The sequence below is a fragment of the Nocardioides daeguensis genome (genome assembly GCF_019192965.1).
Lineage (GTDB): Bacteria > Actinomycetota > Actinomycetes > Propionibacteriales > Nocardioidaceae > Nocardioides > Nocardioides daeguensis.
Genome location: NZ_JAHTKU010000013.1, coordinates 37,560 through 54,521 on the forward strand (window position 1 = coordinate 37,560; position 16,962 = coordinate 54,521).

15 protein-coding genes are annotated in these 16,962 nt (G+C 72.5%); 9 read left to right on the forward strand and 6 right to left on the reverse strand.

The window, feature by feature from the left end; genetic code table 11:
- The first annotated feature begins 119 nt into the window (after positions 1 to 119).
- The 5 genes from KU893_RS11730 (at position 120) to bar (ending at position 7,130) form a co-directional block, all read left to right on the forward strand.
- On the forward strand, positions 120 to 2,240 hold the full coding sequence (locus KU893_RS11730; protein WP_218234550.1) for a hydantoinase/oxoprolinase family protein: 2,121 nt from the start codon (positions 120 to 122) through the stop codon (positions 2,238 to 2,240).
- A 1-nt stretch (position 2,241) separates the two neighbouring features.
- Positions 2,242 to 4,239, forward strand: a complete 1,998-nt coding sequence (locus KU893_RS11735) for a hydantoinase B/oxoprolinase family protein (RefSeq protein ID WP_218234551.1) — start codon at positions 2,242 to 2,244, stop codon at positions 4,237 to 4,239.
- A 17-nt stretch (positions 4,240 to 4,256) separates the two neighbouring features.
- Entirely contained in the window at positions 4,257 to 5,003 is a 747-nt protein-coding gene (locus tag KU893_RS11740) for an SDR family oxidoreductase (RefSeq protein WP_218234552.1), read from the forward strand.
- A gap of 61 nt (positions 5,004 to 5,064) precedes the next feature.
- Positions 5,065 to 6,000 carry a carbamate kinase gene (locus tag KU893_RS11745; RefSeq protein ID WP_218234553.1) on the forward strand — a complete coding sequence of 312 codons (936 nt, stop codon included), beginning with the start codon at positions 5,065 to 5,067 and terminating at the stop codon, positions 5,998 to 6,000.
- Positions 6,001 to 6,023: 23 nt separating this feature from the next.
- Positions 6,024 to 7,130 (forward strand): barbiturase, encoded by a 1,107-nt coding sequence (gene bar, locus KU893_RS11750; protein WP_218234554.1) that lies wholly within the window; start codon positions 6,024 to 6,026, stop codon positions 7,128 to 7,130.
- Positions 7,131 to 7,201: 71 nt separating this feature from the next.
- Here bar and KU893_RS11755 read toward each other — a convergent pair whose 3' ends face one another.
- The gene (locus KU893_RS11755; RefSeq protein ID WP_218234555.1) at positions 7,202 to 8,155 is read right to left on the reverse strand and encodes a putative endonuclease domain-containing protein; all 954 of its coding nucleotides are present in this window, start codon (positions 8,153 to 8,155) and stop codon (positions 7,202 to 7,204) included.
- A 138-nt stretch (positions 8,156 to 8,293) separates the two neighbouring features.
- Here KU893_RS11755 and KU893_RS11760 point away from each other — a divergent pair, with 138 nt between their 5' ends.
- From KU893_RS11760 to KU893_RS11775, 4 genes are read left to right on the forward strand one after another with little or no spacing between them, the layout of a single operon-like run.
- Positions 8,294 to 8,773, forward strand: coding sequence for a (2Fe-2S)-binding protein (locus tag KU893_RS11760; protein ID WP_218234556.1), 480 nt, complete (start codon positions 8,294 to 8,296; stop codon positions 8,771 to 8,773).
- The gene (locus KU893_RS11765) at positions 8,770 to 11,211 is read left to right on the forward strand and encodes a xanthine dehydrogenase family protein molybdopterin-binding subunit (RefSeq protein WP_218234557.1); all 2,442 of its coding nucleotides are present in this window, start codon (positions 8,770 to 8,772) and stop codon (positions 11,209 to 11,211) included. The genes KU893_RS11760 and KU893_RS11765 overlap by 4 nt, the downstream gene beginning before the upstream one ends.
- Positions 11,208 to 12,065 carry an FAD binding domain-containing protein gene (locus tag KU893_RS11770; protein WP_218234558.1) on the forward strand — a complete coding sequence of 286 codons (858 nt, stop codon included), beginning with the start codon at positions 11,208 to 11,210 and terminating at the stop codon, positions 12,063 to 12,065. The genes KU893_RS11765 and KU893_RS11770 overlap by 4 nt, the downstream gene beginning before the upstream one ends.
- Positions 12,066 to 12,067: 2 nt before the next feature.
- Complete coding sequence (locus KU893_RS11775; RefSeq protein WP_218234559.1) at positions 12,068 to 12,838, forward strand: SRPBCC family protein; 771 nt, start codon at positions 12,068 to 12,070, stop codon at positions 12,836 to 12,838.
- 36 nt (positions 12,839 to 12,874) lie between these two features.
- Here KU893_RS11775 and KU893_RS11780 read toward each other — a convergent pair whose 3' ends face one another.
- The 5 genes from KU893_RS11780 to KU893_RS11800 are packed head-to-tail and all read right to left on the reverse strand — an operon-like array spanning position 12,875 to position 16,958.
- Positions 12,875 to 13,585, reverse strand: a complete 711-nt coding sequence (locus KU893_RS11780; protein ID WP_218234560.1) for a tetratricopeptide repeat protein — start codon at positions 13,583 to 13,585, stop codon at positions 12,875 to 12,877.
- Positions 13,582 to 14,514 (reverse strand): VWA domain-containing protein, encoded by a 933-nt coding sequence (locus KU893_RS11785; RefSeq protein WP_218234561.1) that lies wholly within the window; start codon positions 14,512 to 14,514, stop codon positions 13,582 to 13,584. Before KU893_RS11785 ends, KU893_RS11780 begins: the two co-directional genes overlap by 4 nt.
- Entirely contained in the window at positions 14,511 to 15,569 is a 1,059-nt protein-coding gene (locus KU893_RS11790; protein ID WP_218234562.1) for a VWA domain-containing protein, read from the reverse strand. The genes KU893_RS11785 and KU893_RS11790 overlap by 4 nt, the downstream gene beginning before the upstream one ends.
- Positions 15,569 to 16,084, reverse strand: a complete 516-nt coding sequence (locus tag KU893_RS11795) for a hypothetical protein (protein ID WP_218234563.1) — start codon at positions 16,082 to 16,084, stop codon at positions 15,569 to 15,571. The genes KU893_RS11790 and KU893_RS11795 overlap by 1 nt, the downstream gene beginning before the upstream one ends.
- Positions 16,068 to 16,958 carry a DUF58 domain-containing protein gene (locus KU893_RS11800; RefSeq protein ID WP_218234564.1) on the reverse strand — a complete coding sequence of 297 codons (891 nt, stop codon included), beginning with the start codon at positions 16,956 to 16,958 and terminating at the stop codon, positions 16,068 to 16,070. Before KU893_RS11800 ends, KU893_RS11795 begins: the two co-directional genes overlap by 17 nt.
- Positions 16,959 to 16,962: the final 4 nt, after the last annotated feature.

The following is a 16,962-nucleotide window of genomic DNA, read 5'->3' on the forward strand; positions in this document are numbered from 1 at the left end:
CCGGTGAAACTGTCTCCGGCCCACTCACCGACCAGCGGTCAACATCTGCCCACGATCGGCCCGTCCCTCGGCAGATGATGCCATCGTGCCTGGCGACGTGGCTCACTTGAATGTGAGTCATGACAGCGAGGCGGATCAGGATCGGCATCGACACGGGCGGCACGTTCACCGACGTGGTGGCCTTCGACGAGGACAGCGGTGAGGTCGTCACGACCAAGACCCCGAGCACGCCGGGGAACCCGGCCGACGGGTTCCTGGCCGGCATCGACAAGGTGCTGGGGATCGCCGGGGCGCAGTTCGACGACGTGGTGGCCGTCAGCCACGGCACCACGGTCGCGACCAACCAGCTCCTCGAGGGCAAGGTGGACGCGCTCGGGTTCATCACGACCGAGGGCTACGAGGCGATGCTCGAGATCGCCCGGCAGTCGGTGCCGGACGGCTACGGCAACTCGTACTTCTGGGTGAAGCCGGACCGGATCGTCCCGCGCGACCTGGTCAAGGGCGTCGGTGGTCGGCTCGACTTCACCGGTGCGCAGATCCGCCCTTTCGACGAGGACGGCGCCCGCGCGGTCGCGCGCTGGTTCAAGGACAAGGGCATCGACACGCTCGGCGTGTGCTTCCTGCACGCGTACGCCAACCCGGCGCACGAGGAGCGGATGCGCGAGATCATCGCCGAGGAGCACCCGGATGCGGTCGTCTCCATCTCCAGCGAGGTGCTGCGCGAGTACCGCGAGTACGAGCGCTCGATGACCACGCTGGTCGACGCCGCGGTCAAGCCGAAGCTGAGCCGCTACGTCAACAACATCAAGGACCGCCTTGCGCAGCAGGCCGCAGCCGCCCAGGGGGTTGGGGGGGCCACGGGGGGCGAAGCCCCCCGTGCGGTCCCGTTCTACGTGATGAAGTCGAACGGTGGCGTGCTCTCGGCCGACGAGGTCGTGCACCAGCCGATCACCACCGTGCTGTCCGGCCCGGCGGCGGGCGCCCTCGGCGCCGCGCTGATCGCCAAGGTCGCGGGCTTCGACAAGGTGCTCACCTCCGACGGCGGCGGTACGTCGACCGACGTCTCGGTCGTCATCGACGGTGAGCCGACGCTGACCACCGAGGGCAGCGTGGGCGTCTACCCCTCGAAGATCCCGATGATCGACGTCGTCACGGTCGGCGCGGGCGGCGGCTCGATCGCGTGGCTCTCGCCCGAGGGCACCCTCAAGGTCGGCCCGCACTCGGCCGGCGCCGACCCGGGCCCGATCTGCTACCGCAAGGGCGGGTCCGAGGTCACCATCACCGACGCGCACGTCTTCCTCGGCCGGATCCCTCCCCACCTGCTCGGTGGCGAGATCCCGCTCGACGTCGACGCCGCGAGCGCGGCGATCGAGCAGCTGGCCGGCAAGCTCGGCATCTCCGCCGAGGCCTGCGCCACGGGCATCCTCGAGATCTCCGCGTGGAACCAGGCCAACGCGCTGCGCCAGGTCACCGTCAAGCGCGGCCTCGACGTCCGCGACTTCACCCTCACCACGTTCGGCGGCTCGGGCTCGCTGCTGCTGTGCCGGCTGATGGACATCCTCAACGTGCCGACCGTGCTGGTGCCGCCGAACCCCGGCAACGTCTCGGCGTTCGGCCTGCTGACGGTCGACGTCAAGAACGACTACGTGCAGACCCACGTCGCGCTCCAGGAGAACCTGGACCCGGCCGACCTCCAGCAGGAGTACGACGTCCTCACCGCCCGTGCCGCCGAGGCCCTCACCAAGGAGGGCTTCGCCGCGGCCGACCACGTGTTCGTGCGGACCGCCGACGTGCGCTACTTCGGCCAGGCCTTCGAGGTGCGCGTCGGCGTACCGGACGGGCCGATCACCGAGGACACCCTCGCCACGGTGGCCGAGCGCTTCCACGCCGAGCACCGCGTGCTCTACGGCTACGACTTCTCCGGCGACGCCTCGCAGCAGGTCGAGGTCGTCAACCTGCGCGTCTCCGGCGTCGGACCGATCAAGCGCCCCGAGATCCTGCGGGCCGACGGCGCCAAGCCGCTGCCGCAGCAGACGGGCTCGCGCTCGATCTGCTTCGACGCCGAGGCCGGGTACGTCGACACGCCGGTCTTCTGGCGCACCGACCTGCCGGCGGGCCAGGTGCTCACCGGCCCGGTGATCATCGAGGAGTTCGGCTCCACCGTGCCCATCCACCCCGGCTTCACCGCCCGGGTCGACGACTACGCCAACATCATCGTGACGCGCTCGGAGGAGAGCTGACATGTGCCTGAGCTGCCAGACCGTCCACAACGGCACCACGCCGGCCGGGCACACCCATGACGCGGAGTCCGGGTCGCGCCGGGCGCCCACCCAGTTCCCGTTCGGCACCCTGACCGCCGACGCCGGCCGCAGCGCCGACCCGGTGCTCGTCGAGATCGTCCAGGGCTCGCTCGCCGCCGTCGAGCACGAGGTCGAGACCGCCATCGCGCGGACCAGCCGCAGCCCGATGATCCGCGACGCGCACGACTTCCGCGCCGGCATCCACGACCGCCTGCTGCGCAAGCTGACCGGCCGCTCGTACTCCGCGCTCGTGCACCCCGTCGCCCGGGACTTCCCGATCGAGGAGATGCAGGAGGGGGATGTCTTCTTCCACAACGACGTCTACCTCTCCGAGGGCGGGATCGGCCACCTCCCCGACCTGTGCGTGACCGTCCCGGTGTTCGCCGGGCCGGAGGGGGAGCGCCGTGTGGTCGGCTTCATCCAGGCCTTCGGCCACCACGACGACATCGGTGGCGCGGTGCCCGGCTCGATGCCCTCGCACGCCACCAGCGTGTTCGAGGAGGGCCTCGCCGTTCCCCCGATCAAGCTGTGGGACGCCGGCGTGCCCAACAAGGCGGCGCTGCGGATCATGACCCGCAACTCGCGGATGCCCGAGTCGCTGGCCGCGGACCTCGACGCCGAGTGCTCGGCCTGCCTGATGGGCGCGCGGCGCCTGGGCGAGCTGTTCGACCGCTACGGCATCGAGACCGTCGAGGCCTGCTTCGACGCGATCATCGACCGCTCCACCGAGACCTACCGTCGCGAGATCCTCTCCAAGATCCCGGTCGGCACCTGGACCTGGGAGGACTACGCCGAGCACGACGGCGTCGACGAGCCGCAGCTGCACACGCAGCGGATCACGCTGACCCGTACGCCGGCCGACGACCCCGAGGGCGAGCGGCTGATCCTCGACTTCGACGGCACCGGTCCCCAGGCCAAGGGCCCGATCAACCACTGCGGCGACTACTCCGACGGCGTCTTCCTCAAGAAGTGGCTGGCGCCGATCCTGCGCAACCTGGCCGACACCCCGGAGCGGATGGCCGAGCTCGACGTCAACGAGGGCGTGGTGCCGCTGATCGAGATGCGGTTCCCGCCGCCGGGCACGCTGCTGACGCCGGTCTTCCCGGCGCCGACGAACGCCCGCACCTTCGTCATCCTGCGCCTGCTGGGCGTGCTCGCCGGTGTGATCGCCAAGGCGGTCGACGGCAAGATGCCCGCCGACCAGGAGACGATCCGCTACACCGGGGTCTACGGCGAGGACCTCGACGGCCGCTCGTACCTCATGCGCGAGGTGCTCGGCGGCGGGTCCGGCGGGCGCTACTACGCCGACGGCGAGGACACCATCCACGTCGTCCCGGACTCGCGCAACCTGCCCACGGAGTTCACCGAGTCGCGCTTCCCGTTCGTGGTCGAGTCGCTCGGTCTCGCCATGGACTCCGGCGGCGCCGGCCAGTTCCGCGGCGGCCTGGGCTACGAGAAGCACATCCGGATGCTCAAGGACGCCAACTTCATGTCCATCGCCGACCGCTCGATCCTCGCCTGCTGGGGCGTCAAGGGCGGCAAGGCCGGCAAGCCGTTCCAGGTCACCATCGACCCGGGCGGCCCGAACGAGCGTGAGGTCGACGCCCTCGCCGACTCCGAGCCGGTCGTGACCGGCGAGGTGATCCGGATCCGCACCACCGGCGGTGGCGGCTGGGGCAACCCGGCCGACCGCGACCCGGCCCTGGTCGTGCGCGACGTCGTGTGGCGCAAGGTCTCCCCGGAGGCGGCGCTCGCCGACTACGGCGTGGTCCTCACCGGCTCCCTCGACGACGACACCCTCGGGTACGACGCCGACGCGACCGCCGCCGAGCGGGCCTCCCGTCCGGTGCCGGCCGCCGACGACGCGTTCTTCGACCGTGGCCCCGGCTACGGCGTGCTCGCCGGTGGCGCCGCGGCCGCCGCGGTCGACGTGCTCTGAGGAAGCGCGGGGAACACATGAAGGTCGCGATCCTCGGGGGATCGGGCAAGACCGGTCGCGCCGTCGGCGCGGCCCTGGCCCAGGCGGGCGTGGCGACACGCCCCCTGGGTCGGGCCGCGTTCGACGACCTCCCGGCCGCCCTGGCCGGCGCGGACGCCGTGCACGTCATCGCCCCCAACCTGCACCCCGACGAGCCGGCGTACGTCGCCACGGTGCTCGCCGCCGCCACCGGGGTCGGCGTCGGGCGGGTGAGCTACCACTCGGTGGCCTCGCCGTACGTCCCCGCCATGCCGCACCACCTCGGCAAGGCGGAGTCGGAGGACCTGGTCCGTCGCTCCGGGCTGGACTGGACGATCCTGCAGCCCTGCGCCTACCTGCAGAACCTGCTGCCCGGGCTGCGCACCGGCACCCTCGACGTCCCGTACTCCGTCGACACCCTGTTCGGGATGGTCGACCTGCGCGACGTCGCCGCGGCGACCGCGGCCGTGCTGACCGGCGCCGGGCACGTCGGGGCGACCTACGAGCTCGGCGGCCCCGCCCTCGTCTCGGTCGCCGACGTGGCCGCGGCGGCCGGCACCACCGCCCGCCGGATCCCGGCCGGGGCCGACGTGCATCCCTGGCTGCGGGCGATGTTCGACTACTACGACGCCCACGGCCTGCCCACCGGCGGTGTCCCCCTGGCCGCCCTGCTCGGGCGTCGCCCGGCGTCGGTCGCCGACGTCCTGGCCCGGGAGCTCCCGGCTGGCAGGTGTTGCCAGCCTTGACCGCCGGAGTTGGCTGTTCCTCACGATGAACGACGGTGATCCGGCTCACTAGGTTCGCTTCATGAGGATCCTGCTGGCGCTCGGCGGCAACGCGATGACGTCCCCGGACGGCAAGGCCCGACCGGAGGACCAGATCGCTGCCGCGACCGAGGCGATGGACGCGGTCGCCGACCTGGTCGCGGCCGGTGTCGACGTCGTCATCACGCACGGGAACGGCCCCCAGGTCGGCAACCTGCTGGTCAAGAACGAGCTCGCCGCGACGGTGGTCCCGCCGGTCCCGCTCGACTGGTGCGGCGCCCAGACCCAGGGCACCCTCGGCGACATCCTGATGAACGCCCTCGACGGCGCCCTGGCCGCCCGCGGACTGACCCGGCCCACCGCGGCCCTCGTCACCCGGACCCGCGTCGACGCCGACGACCCGGCGTTCGCGAAGCCGAGCAAGCCCGTCGGCCGGTACCTGCCGGCCGACGAGGCGCGCACCATGATCGACCACGGCGAGACCTGGGAGGAGCGCGGCGAGCGCGGCTGGCGGCGCATGGTCGCCTCGCCGGAGCCGCTCGAGGTCATCGACGCCCCCGCGGCCGTCGCCCTGGTCGAGGCCGGCTTCGTCGTGATCGCCAACGGCGGCGGCGGCATCCCGACGGTGCGCGACCCCGACGGCAGCCTGCGCGGCGTCGAGGCCGTCATCGACAAGGACCTGGGCGCCGCCCTGCTCGCCCGGGCGATCGACGTCGACCTGCTCGTGATCGCCACCGACGTCGCGCACGCCGTCCTCGGCTTCGGCACCCCCGAGGCCGCGGACATCGGCGAGGTCACCCTCGACCAGATGCGGACCTACGCCGCCGACGGTCATTTCGCCGGCGGCTCCATGGGTCCCAAGGTCGACGCGGTCTGCCGCTTCGTCGAGGCGTCCGGGCGCCGCGGCGTCATCACCGACCTGCACAGCATCCTCGCGGCCGCCGACGGCCGCGCCGGAACCATCGTCACCCCCAACTGAAGAACCCCGAAAGGAACCCGACCATGCCTTCTGCCATCGAGGTCCGCAAGGTCCCGATCCACTCCGTCGCCGACGCCTCCGAGCTGGCCAAGCTCATCGACGAGGGCGTCTTCAAGGCGGACCGCGTCATCGCGATCATCGGCAAGACCGAGGGCAACGGCGGGGTGAACGACTACACCCGGATCATCGCCGACCGTGCCTTCCGCGAGGTGCTGGTCGACAAGGGCGCCCCGGCCGACCAGGTCAAGCAGGTCCCGATCGTGTGGTCGGGTGGCACCGACGGCGTGATCAGCCCCCACGCGACCATCTTCGCGACCGTCGACGTCGCCGAGGACGACCCGAGCCGCGAGGAGCAGCGTCTCACCGTCGGCTTCGCGATGAGCGAGCCGATCCTGCCCGAGGAGATCGGGTACGTCGCGATGATCGAGAAGGTCGCCGCCGGCGTGAAGGTCGCCATGGAGCGCGCCGGGATCACCGACCCGGCCGACGTCCACTACGTCCAGACCAAGACCCCGCTGCTCACCATCCACACCATCCGCGACGCGCACAGCCGCGGCAAGCAGGTCTGGACCGAGCACACCCACGAGTCGATGGACCTCTCCAACGGCGTCACCGGCCTCGGCATCGCCGTCGCGCTCGGCGAGATCGAGATGCCGACGGACGCCGACGTCATGAACAACCGCGCGCTGTACTCCTCGGTCGCCTCCTGCTCCTCGGGTGTCGAGCTCGACGTGGCCCAGATCGTCGTGGTCGGCAACGCCACGGGCGTCGGCGGCCGCTACCGGATCGGCCACTCGGTGATGAACGACGCCCTCGACCAGGACGGCATCTGGAACGCCATCAAGGACGCCGGCCTCGACCTGCCCGAGCGCCCGCACTCCTCGGACCTGCAGGGCCGCCTGGTCAACGTCTTCCTCAAGTGCGAGGCGTCCCAGAACGGCGAGGTCCGCGGCCGCCGCAACGCGATGCTCGACGACTCCGACGTGCACTGGCACCGTCAGATCAAGTCGTGCGTCGGTGGCGTCACCGCCGCCGTGACCGGCGACCCGGCGGTCTTCGTCTCGGTCTCCGCCGCCCACCAGGGCCCGGAGGGCGGCGGCCCGGTCGCCGCCATCGTCGACCTCGGCTGAGATCCGACTCTCGGGCCACTGTGCTGCGCTCGGCACTCACCAGGTGAGTGCTGAGCGCAGCACAAGGCATTTCACGGGCACCGCGGGCATCGCTTCCCGGGACCGGTCCACCCGCGTCGGGCCAGGATGACCGCCAGCCGGCCCGCGGTCGCGCAGGGTTCGTCGAAGACCAGGGCGTGGGTGACCCGGACGGTCACCGCGTCCCGCACGGCGCGCTCGGCAAGATCGCGGCGGGCGTCGGCGTTGCGCGCCTCCGGGGAGTCGTGGAAGGCGCGGCCGTCGGGTTCGACGATGACGCCGTACGCCTCGTAGTGCACGTCGATGTAGGTGCGCCGACCCGTCGACCGGCTGGACTGCTGACGCTTCCCGCGGGGCAGGCCGTGCGCGCGCTCGACGAGCTGGAGATAGCCGCGCTCGAGGACCGAGTCCGCTCCGGACTCGATGTCGTCGATCATCGCGGTGACCAGGTCGCGGCGAACCATCCGTGCGCGCTCCTCGACCGCCTCCCGCAGGACCCGGGGCCAGACCTGCCGGGTCTGGGTGGCTCGGGCGAGCGCGGCATAGGCGCCGGCGACGTCGCCGTCCCGGATCCGGTCCTCCACGACGTCGATCGTGGCGTGGACGGGTCGCACGCGCGGTGGTCGCTGGTTCCACTCCACCCGGGTGTCGAGGTGCCGCGAGCGGTGTACGACGACGCTCGCCATCGGCCGCACCGTGCGGGTCGCAGCGATGACGACATGGACCTGGCCCGGGGCGAGGCCGGGGGTGGCGGAGTCGTGGGAGAGGGCCGCGGGAGCGCAGGCGAGGACTGCGACCCACTCACGCTGGGCGCGGTCGAGGGCGCCGTTGTGGACGACGTACACCCCGGGCTCGACCGGGTGCAGCTCGCGACGACGGATCATCCGCGCGATGTCCTGGTCGGTCGCGCCGAGCTCGCACAGCTGGGTGCGGGCGACGACACCGTTCTGCTCCCAGCGCAGCAGCTGCTGGAGCGCGGGATGGTTGAAGTCGAGGTGGCGCGGCATCCCAGGAGGCTGGCAGGCGCCGGCCCGCTGGGCCCCCACCTCCCACGGTGGCTGTGGAGAGGCGGCCACCAACCCGCCGCCAACCACGCCTCCCTAGCGTGAGCCAGGTCACAGGTCCCTCACGCTCAAGGGAGAGTCATGACCCGGATCAGCCTCACCGTCGACGGCCAGAACGTCGTCGACGACGTCGAACCGCGGATGCTGCTCGTGCAGTACCTGCGCGAGAAGCTCGGCAAGACCGGCACCGTCATCGGTTGCGACACCAGCAACTGCGGCGCCTGCACGGTCCACCTGGACGGCAGGAGCGTGAAGTCCTGCAACGTCCTGGCGGTCCAGGCCGACGGCGCCGAGGTCACCACGATCGAGGGGCTGGCCGGCGCGGACGGCACGCTGCACCCGGTGCAGGAGGCCTTCCGCGAGTGCCACGGCCTGCAGTGCGGGTTCTGCACGCCCGGCATGATCATGCAGACCGTCGACCTGCTGGCCGAGAACCCCAGCCCGTCGGAGGAGGCGATCCGGCTCGGCCTCGAGGGCAACCTGTGCCGGTGCACCGGCTACCACAACATCGTCCGCGCGGTGCAGCACGCCGCGGGTACGGCGGAGGGGGCGTCGGCATGACCGCCACCCAGGAGCCGACGCGGGGCGAGATCGGCCGCGACCGCCGTCGCAAGGAGGACCAGCGCCTCATCACCGGCCGCACCCGCTGGACCGACAACATCACGCTGCCCGGGATGCTGCACCTGGCGATGGTCCGCAGCCCGTTCCCGCACGCCCGGATCACCTCGATCGACACCGAGGCGGCCAAGGCCGCGCCCAACGTGGTCGCCGTGTTCACCGGCGCCGACCTGGGGGAGGGCCAGGGCGCGTGCATCAACGCGTGGCCCGTCGTACCCGACCAGGTGACGCCGGCGCACCTGCCGATGCCGACCGACCGGGTTGCCTTCGCGGGCGAGACGGTCGCGGTCGTGGTCGCCCGCAGCGCCGCCGAGGCCCGCGACGCCGCCGAGCTGGTCGAGGTCGACTACGACGAGCTGCCGGCCGCGCTCGACCTCAAGGAGTCGGCGGACAACAAGGTCCTCGCGCACCCGGACCTCGGCACCAACGTGAGCGCCGTGTGGCGCTTCGACTCGGCCGAGGCCGGCACGGGCGGCGACGTCGAGCAGGCCATCGCCGAGGCCCGTGAGAACGGCATCGTGATCGAGCGGGAGTACCGCCAGCAGCGGCTGATCCCCGCGTTCATGGAGCCGCGCAGCACCGTCGTCGACCCGACCGGCGAGCAGATCACCGTCTGGTCGGCGACCCAGGTGCCCCACATCCTGCGCTTCGCGATCGCCGCGACAACCGGCGTACCGGAGTCGAAGATCCGGGTGATCGCCCCCGACGTGGGCGGCGGCTTCGGCGGCAAGCTGCAGCAGACGCCGGAGGAGATGATCACCTTCGCGGTGGCCCGCAAGCTCGGCAAGCCGGTGAAGTTCACCGAGACCCGCAGCGAGTCGCTCCTCACCGCCCACCACGGCCGCGACCAGTGGCAGCGGCTCACGCTCGCGGCGACGAAGGACGGCCACGTCACCGGCCTCAAGGTCGACCTGCTCGCCGACCTCGGCGCGTACGTCGCCATCGTGGGCGGCGGCGTGCCGGTGCTCGGGGCGTTCATGTTCAACGCGATCTACAAGTTCCCGGCCTACCAGTTCCAGACCACGAACGTCTTGACCAACAAGACCTGGACCGACGCCTACCGCGGCGCCGGCCGGCCCGAGGCGACGTTCGCCATCGAGCGGTTGATGGACGAGCTCGCCCACGAGCTCGGCAAGGACCCGCTCAAGGTCCGCGAGATGAACTGGATCAAGCACGAGGAGTTCCCGTTCACCACGGTGGCCGGCCTCGAGTACGACTCCGGCAACTACGAGGCCGCGACCGCGCGAGCCAAGGAGATGTTCGGGTACGACGCGCTCCGGGCCGAGCAGGCCGAGCGGCGCGCCCGCGGCGACCGGGTCCAGCTGGGGATCGGCGTCTCGACCTTCACCGAGATGTGCGGCCTGGCCCCCTCCCGGGTGCTCGGCAGCCTCAACTACGGCGCCGGCGGCTGGGAGCACGCCGAGGTCCGGATGCTCGCGACCGGCAAGGTCGAGGTCGTGACCGGGGCGTCCGCCCACGGGCAGGGCCACGAGACGGCGTTCAGCCAGATCGTGGCCGACCGGCTCGGCGTGCCCTTCGAGGACGTCGAGGTGCTGCACGGCGACACGCAGATCTCCCACAAGGGCCTGGACACCTACGGGTCGCGCAGCCTGGTCGTCGGCGGCGAGGCCCTGGTGCGGGCGGTCGACAAGGTGATCGAGAAGGCGCGGCCGGTCGCGGCCCACCTGCTCGAGGCCTCCGCCGACGACCTCGAGTTCGCCGACGGTCGGTTCACCGTCCGGGGGACCGACTCCGGCGTCGCGATCACCGAGGTCGCGACCGCCGTCTTCGCCGCCCACAACCTCCCCGACGGCGTCGAGGCGTCGATCGACTCGGAGGCGACCTACGACCCCGTCAACTTCAACTACCCGCATGGCACCCACCTGTGCGCGGTCGAGATCGACACCGAGACGGGGCAGGTCCGGATGCGGAAGTACGCCTGCTGCGACGACATCGGCAACGTCATCAACCCGCTCATCGTGTCCGGCCAGGTCCATGGCGGCCTGGTCCAGGGCATCGCCCAGGCGCTGTGGGAGGAGGCGGTGTACGACGACAACGGCACCCTGGTGACCGGGTCGTTCGTCGACTACCTGCTGCCCACCGCGGCCGACACGATCAGCTTCGAGCTCGACCACACCACCTCGCCGGCGACGACCAACTCGCTCGGCACCAAGGGGGTCGGCGAGGCCGGCACGATCGCGTCCACCCCGGCGGTGGTCAACGCGGTCGTCGACGCACTGCGTCCGTACGGCGTCCACGACGTCGCGATGCCCTGCACGCCCGAACGGGTCTGGCGAGCGATCAACAGCGGCGGGCCCGGGGGAGAGACGACCCAGGCTGCCGCGCCCCACTTCGACGAGTCGGAAGGAGCAGCCCAGTGATCCCCGCAGCCTTCGAGTACGTCGCCCCGGCCTCGGTGGAGGAGGCGCTCGCCGCGCTCGCCGAGCACGGCGACGACGCCAAGATCATCGCCGGCGGGCAGAGCCTGCTGCCGGTGCTCCGGATGCGGCTCAACGCGCCGGAGTGGGTGATCGACCTCGGCCGGATCGCCTCGCTGCGGGGTGTCCGCGACGGGGGGGACCATCTCGCCATCGGCGCGATGACGACCCACCACGACGTCGGCCAGGACCCGCTGGTCCACGAGCACGCGCTGCTCATCAGCAAGGCGATCACGCACCTCGCCGACGCGCAGGTGCGCCACCGCGGGACCTTCGGCGGCGCCCTGGCCCACGCGGACCCGGCCGGCGATCTCGGGGCGCCCGCCCTCGCCCTCGACGCGACCTTCGTGGTCCAAGGCCCCGGCGGCACCCGGGAGGTCCCCGCCGCCGACTTCTTCGTCGACCTCTTCGAGACCGCGATCTCCGACGACGAGATCCTGACCGAGGTCCGGGTCCCGAAGTACGACGGCTGGGGGGCGGCGTACGAGAAGTTCGTGCGCATCGCCCACCAGTGGCCGATCGTCGCGGTCGCGGCGACCGTGCGGATGGAGGGCGACACCATCGCGGAGGCACGGATCGGCCTGACCAACATGGGTTCCACGCCCGTGCGTGCCCGGGCCGCGGAGGCCGCGCTGGTCGGCGTACCGGCGACGGAGGAGGGGATCGCCGGAGCGGCCGCCCTCGCCGCCGACGGCACCAACCCGCCGAGCGACCTCAACGGCGACGCCGACTACCGCCGCCACCTGGCGACGGTGCTCACCCGGCGGGCCGTGCTCACCGCGGCCGGGAGGGGCTGACCTTGGACCTCAGCCACTCCTTCACCGTCCCCACGTCGCTCGACGCGACCTGGGCGCACTTCCAGGACATCGGCGCCCTCGCCGAGTGCTTCCCGGGCGCCCAGGTCACCTCGGTCGGCGCCGACGACGACGGCGCCCCGACCTTCGAGGGGACCTGCAAGGTCAAGCTCGGCCCGATCGCGCTCGTCTACGCCGGTTCCGGCAGGTTCGTCGAGCGCGACGAGGCCGGGCGCCGGTTCGTCGTGGACGCGAAGGGCCGTGACAAGCGCGGCAACGGTACGGCGGGCGCCACGGTCACCGTGACCATGGCGGCCGCCGGGACGGGCGAGGCGACCCAGGTCGACGTCGTCACCGACCTCGCGATCACCGGCAAGCCCGCCCAGTTCGGGCGGGGCGTGATGCAGGACGTGTCCGACAAGCTGCTCGGACAGTTCGTGTCCTGCCTCGAGCAGCGTCTCGCCGGCGAGGCCGCGCCCGCTGCGGCTGCCGGCGCTGCTGCGGGTGCCGGGGGCCCCACCGACACCGCGGCCGCCGGGACCGATCCCGAGCCGGCGGCCGCGGTACCCACCGCACCCCATGCGGATTCGTCCTCGAACGCGCCGAAACCCGACCAGAACGCATGGGGCGCGGCACCACGAGCGGCCGAGGACGACGCCCTCGACCTCGGCTCGGCGGTGCTGCCGATCCTGGTCAAGACCTACGGCAAGCAGATCGCCGCCGTGCTGGCGGTGGTGGTCGGGATCGCCCTGCTGCGCCGCTGCCGCCACCGCTGAGCGAGCGCCCGTCGCGCTCTCGCGGCGGGCGGGCGCTCACCAGGCGTCGGGGCGGGTGTAGTCGTCGTTGTCGTAGAGGCCCTGGTCCTCGTGGCGCTGGTCGGCGCCGCGGTCGTTCTGCTCCTGCAGTCGGTCGCGACGAGGGTCGTCGGGCGTCCCGGGATCCTGGGGCGGCTGCTCCTGCTGCTCCGGAGGCTGCTGGTCGGAGTCCTGCGGCTCGTCCGGGTTCTGCTCCAGCTTGGTGCGCAGCCGCTCGTCGACCGCGCCCGCGTCGGCGCTCTGCTCCGCGCCGCGTCCGGAGTCCTGCGGGCACTCGCCGGCCGCGAGGACGTCGATGCCCTCCTGGAAGGCCTTGCGGGCGTCCTCGCCCGCCCCGGCCTCGAGCGCGGCGTCGCCGAGTGCCTCGTGGACCAGCGCCAGGTTGATCCGGACGGTGCACTCGTCGCGGTGCGGCACGTCCGCGAGCGCCGCCCGGTAGGAGGCGATCGCGTCGTCGTACTCGCCCTGGGCGTGGTCGGCCGCGCCCTCGTCGAACGCCGCGACCCAGGACTCGAACCAGTTCAGCCTGCGAGTGCCGGCGAACTCGGCGGCCGCCCCGTCGAGGTCGCCGCGGTCGAAGGCGTCGCGGCCCGACGCGTTGGCCTGCAGCATCAGCGTCACCTTGAGGGCGTACGCCGCCAGCAGCAGCACCGGCAGCAACCCGGCCAGGAGCAGGGTCCGCCGCAGGTGCGGGCGGGGGGCGCTCATCGGGCCGCCTCCTTCCGGGCGGGACGGGGCGGGGCCAGCACGGTCCGCGACGCCCAGACCGCCCGCCAGCCGGCGTGCAGCTCGAGCAGCAACAGGGCGAGGAGCAGGACCCCGGCGAGCCAGGTCAGGTCGTGCTGGGCGGGGCGGGTGCGGTCACCGGCGCCGTCGGAGTACGACGCCGCGAAGGCCGCCGCGAGCTCGTCGACGCCGCCGGGGCGGGTGCGGTGCTCGAGCGGGACGCCGAGCTCGTCGGCCACCTGCTCGAGGTTGCCGAGGTCGGCGTGCGACTGTGCCGTGTCACCTGTCTCGGGGTCCTGGACCAGGCCCAGGTCGCCGTCGAGCTCGTCGTCCTCGGGCATCGGGGCGCCGTCGGCGGTCCCGTAGCCGAGCACCACGCCGCCGGCGACCAGGTCGGCCACGTCGGTGTAGGTCTCGTCGCGGCCCTCGCTCGTGGTGTCCTCGCCGTCGCCGACGTAGACGACGATCCGCCGCCGCTGCGGGGCCTTCTGGGCGGCCCGCTCGAGCAGGTCCTTCAGCTCCGGCACCGGGCGGTCGGCCCGCGAGCCGATGCCGTCCTTCGGCTTCTCGAGGTAGAGCGTCTCGACCGCGGCGTCGAACGCCGCGCTGTCGGAGGTGAGGGGTAGCACCACCCGGGCGTCGGTGCCGAAGGCGAGCATCGCGAACCGGACGCCGGGCAGGGCCGCGGCGAGCGCCGTGAGGTCGGCCTTGGCGCCGGTGATGCGGGGCTGGTTGCCGTCGTAGTCGAGCGCGGCCATGGACCGGGTCCGGTCGATCACGACGACGACGTCGAGGTCGGAGAGCTGCGTCGGGACCTCGGTGCGCCCGACACCGGGACGCAGCAGGATGACGACGAACAGCAGCACGATCCCGATCCGCCGGGCGAGCACGAGCGCGGTCGAGGTGGTCATCGGCTGTCCTCCCCGCCGCGCGCCGCGCCGCGGTCGCGCAGCACGAGCACGCCCTGGGCCACCCACAGCAGGACCAGCCCGCCGAGGCCGATGCCGACGACGACGGTGCCGAGCTGGGGCCGGTCGAGCACCTGCACGAGCGGAGGCCGCTCGATCGGCTTCGCGTCCAGGTCGGCGATCGCGTCGATCACCGCCTTCGTGCTCCCGTCGGCGCCGAGCAGCGAGAACGTGCCGCCGGTGCTGGTCACGGCGGCCTCGAACTGCCGCGCGGCGTCGGGGCGCTCGCCGGTGGCCGGCGCGGCGATGCCGTGCACGACGACCTTCTTCTCACGGGCGTACGCCGCCGCGTCGGGGACGCTGAAGATGCCCGTGCCGATCGGCTCGTTGTCGGAGGCCAGCACGATCGCGCGGCTGCGGTCCTCCTCGCTGCGGTCGAAGCGCTGGACGCAGGAGGCCAGCCCGTCGCCCATCTGGGACTGGATGTCCCAGTCGAGCACGGTGCCGGCGGTGAAGATCGCGTAGTCGTCGCTGTAGACGTCGCCGGAGGCGAACGCCTTCTCGGCGGCGTTGAGCTGCTCGAGCACATAGCTGTAGTCGTCGGTGAGCGGGAACACCGTGATCGCGGCCCCGCTCCAGATCGTCAGCCCGATCCGCTCGCCCCGCAGCCCGGCGATGATGTCGCGGAACTCCCGCAGCACCTGGGCGTCGACCTCGGCCATCGACCCGGACGCGTCCAGGCACAGCACGATGTCGCGGGTGCGGTCCTCCTGGGTCATCGTCTGCCGCTGCTGCAGCCGCCCGGCCAGCAGCACGGCGCCGGTGCAGGCGACCAGGGACGCCAGGGTCAGGCATGCGCCGAGGACGACCTGACGCCGGACGAGCACCCGGTAGCGGGGCAGGGACTGCAGCCGCGCCGTGTGGGCGACGTACGCCGTCCCGGCCCGGGGCGGTCGCCGCCACGGTCGCAGCCACACCACGAGCAGCACCAGCACCAGGGCGCCGAGCGCCAGCGCCAGCCACGGCCAGCGGAACGTCGTCGTCTCGGTGTCCCACATCAGGCCGCGCTCCAGACCGGGTTCCAGGTCGCCACCAGGCCTCGGGCCCGGGAGACGGCGGTCTCGAACAGGTCGCGTGCCACCTCGTCGTCGGGCGCGAACTCCGGCGGATAGACCAGCTCGAGCACCTCGACCAGCGGGACCGGCGCCCGGCCGCGGAAGTCGGCGAGCGCCATCGTCCTGGCCGGCAGGGTGGTCACCGTGCCGACGTAGTCGCGGACCACCTCGCTGAGCTGCTGGTGGCCCTCGCGCGGCGTGATCTCGTCGGCCCGGACGCGGGCGCCGATCCGGTCGATCCGGGCCAGGTGTTGCTGGCGTACGTCGGGCAGCGCGACGCCGGGCCGGGCGAGGTCCGGCTGCCGCGGCGCGCGGGTGAACCACCAGACACCCAGGTAGTAGAGGACCACGGCGGCCGCGAGCCCGATGCCGATCCACACCCACCGCTCGGCGTACCCGACCGGACCGGTGAACTCCTCGGGCAGCTCGACCGCGAGGACCTCAACGCCGGCGAGCATGGCGGTGCCTCTCGAGCAGCCGGAAGACGGCGGTGATCGCGGAGTCGGGGTCGCGGACCGCCTCGTGGGCGATGCCGAGCTGGTCGAGGCGGCGGCGCATCCGCCGGCCCTCCTCGTCGACCAGCGCGGCGTACTCGGCGCGCAGGCGTGCATCGCCTCGCAGCCAGCCGGGCACCTCGGCGTCGGCGTCGATGTCGACGAGCCGCCGGCCGGCCATCTCGCGGCGGGTCGGGTCGAGGTCGCCGACGGTCAGGAACAGGACCTCGTGCTGGGCCGTGAGCCGGCGCAGCAGCATCGCCGACTCCTCGGTGAGGACGACCTCGTCGGAGACGACGACGAGGATCGTGCGCCGGCGGACCGAGCGCACGACGTGGCGCAGCAGGGCGGGCAGGTCGCTGTGGGGACCGTCCGGGGTGATCGCGTCGTGGACCGAGGCGAGCAGCCGCTCCAGGTGGAGCTCGCCGGCCCGCGGGCGCTCGGCGTGGTGGCGCTCGGCGTCACCGTGGACCAGGGCGACGAGGTCGCCGTGCTGGACGGCCAGGTAGCCCAGCACGCCCGCCGCCAGGACCGCGAGCTCGCGCTTGGCCACCGCCGCGTCGTTGAGGGCCGCCATGCTGCGGCCGGTCGAGACGCACAGCAGCACCGTGTGCTTGCGCTCGGCGACGTACCTCTTGACCAGGAGCTGTCGGCTGCGTGCCGACGCCTTCCAGTCGATGTCCTTCACGTCGTCGCCGCGGACGTACTCGCGCAGGTCGTTGAAGTCGATCCCGCGCCCGACGTGGATCGCGGCGTACTCGCCCTCCAGCAGGCCCCACACCTTGCGGTGGGCGTGGATGGCCAGGCGGGACCTGATCCGGGTGAGGTGCGCGGTCATCCGC

What these genes read in the sequence shown, in the direction of transcription:
- KU893_RS11730 (WP_218234550.1), top strand. Translation starts at nt 120, where the DNA reads ATGACAGCGAGGCGGATCAGGATCGGCATCGACACGGGCGGCACGTTC.
- KU893_RS11735 (WP_218234551.1), top strand. Translation starts at nt 2,242, where the DNA reads ATGTGCCTGAGCTGCCAGACCGTCCACAACGGCACCACGCCGGCCGGG.
- KU893_RS11740 (WP_218234552.1), top strand. Translation starts at nt 4,257, where the DNA reads ATGAAGGTCGCGATCCTCGGGGGATCGGGCAAGACCGGTCGCGCCGTC.
- KU893_RS11745 (WP_218234553.1), top strand. Translation starts at nt 5,065, where the DNA reads ATGAGGATCCTGCTGGCGCTCGGCGGCAACGCGATGACGTCCCCGGAC.
- bar (WP_218234554.1), top strand. Translation starts at nt 6,024, where the DNA reads ATGCCTTCTGCCATCGAGGTCCGCAAGGTCCCGATCCACTCCGTCGCC.
- KU893_RS11755 (WP_218234555.1), bottom strand. Translation starts at nt 8,155, where the DNA reads ATGCCGCGCCACCTCGACTTCAACCATCCCGCGCTCCAGCAGCTGCTG.
- KU893_RS11760 (WP_218234556.1), top strand. Translation starts at nt 8,294, where the DNA reads ATGACCCGGATCAGCCTCACCGTCGACGGCCAGAACGTCGTCGACGAC.
- KU893_RS11765 (WP_218234557.1), top strand. Translation starts at nt 8,770, where the DNA reads ATGACCGCCACCCAGGAGCCGACGCGGGGCGAGATCGGCCGCGACCGC.
- KU893_RS11780 (WP_218234560.1), bottom strand. Translation starts at nt 13,585, where the DNA reads ATGAGCGCCCCCCGCCCGCACCTGCGGCGGACCCTGCTCCTGGCCGGG.
- KU893_RS11785 (WP_218234561.1), bottom strand. Translation starts at nt 14,514, where the DNA reads ATGACCACCTCGACCGCGCTCGTGCTCGCCCGGCGGATCGGGATCGTG.
- KU893_RS11790 (WP_218234562.1), bottom strand. Translation starts at nt 15,569, where the DNA reads ATGTGGGACACCGAGACGACGACGTTCCGCTGGCCGTGGCTGGCGCTG.
- KU893_RS11795 (WP_218234563.1), bottom strand. Translation starts at nt 16,084, where the DNA reads ATGCTCGCCGGCGTTGAGGTCCTCGCGGTCGAGCTGCCCGAGGAGTTC.
- KU893_RS11800 (WP_218234564.1), bottom strand. Translation starts at nt 16,958, where the DNA reads ATGACCGCGCACCTCACCCGGATCAGGTCCCGCCTGGCCATCCACGCC.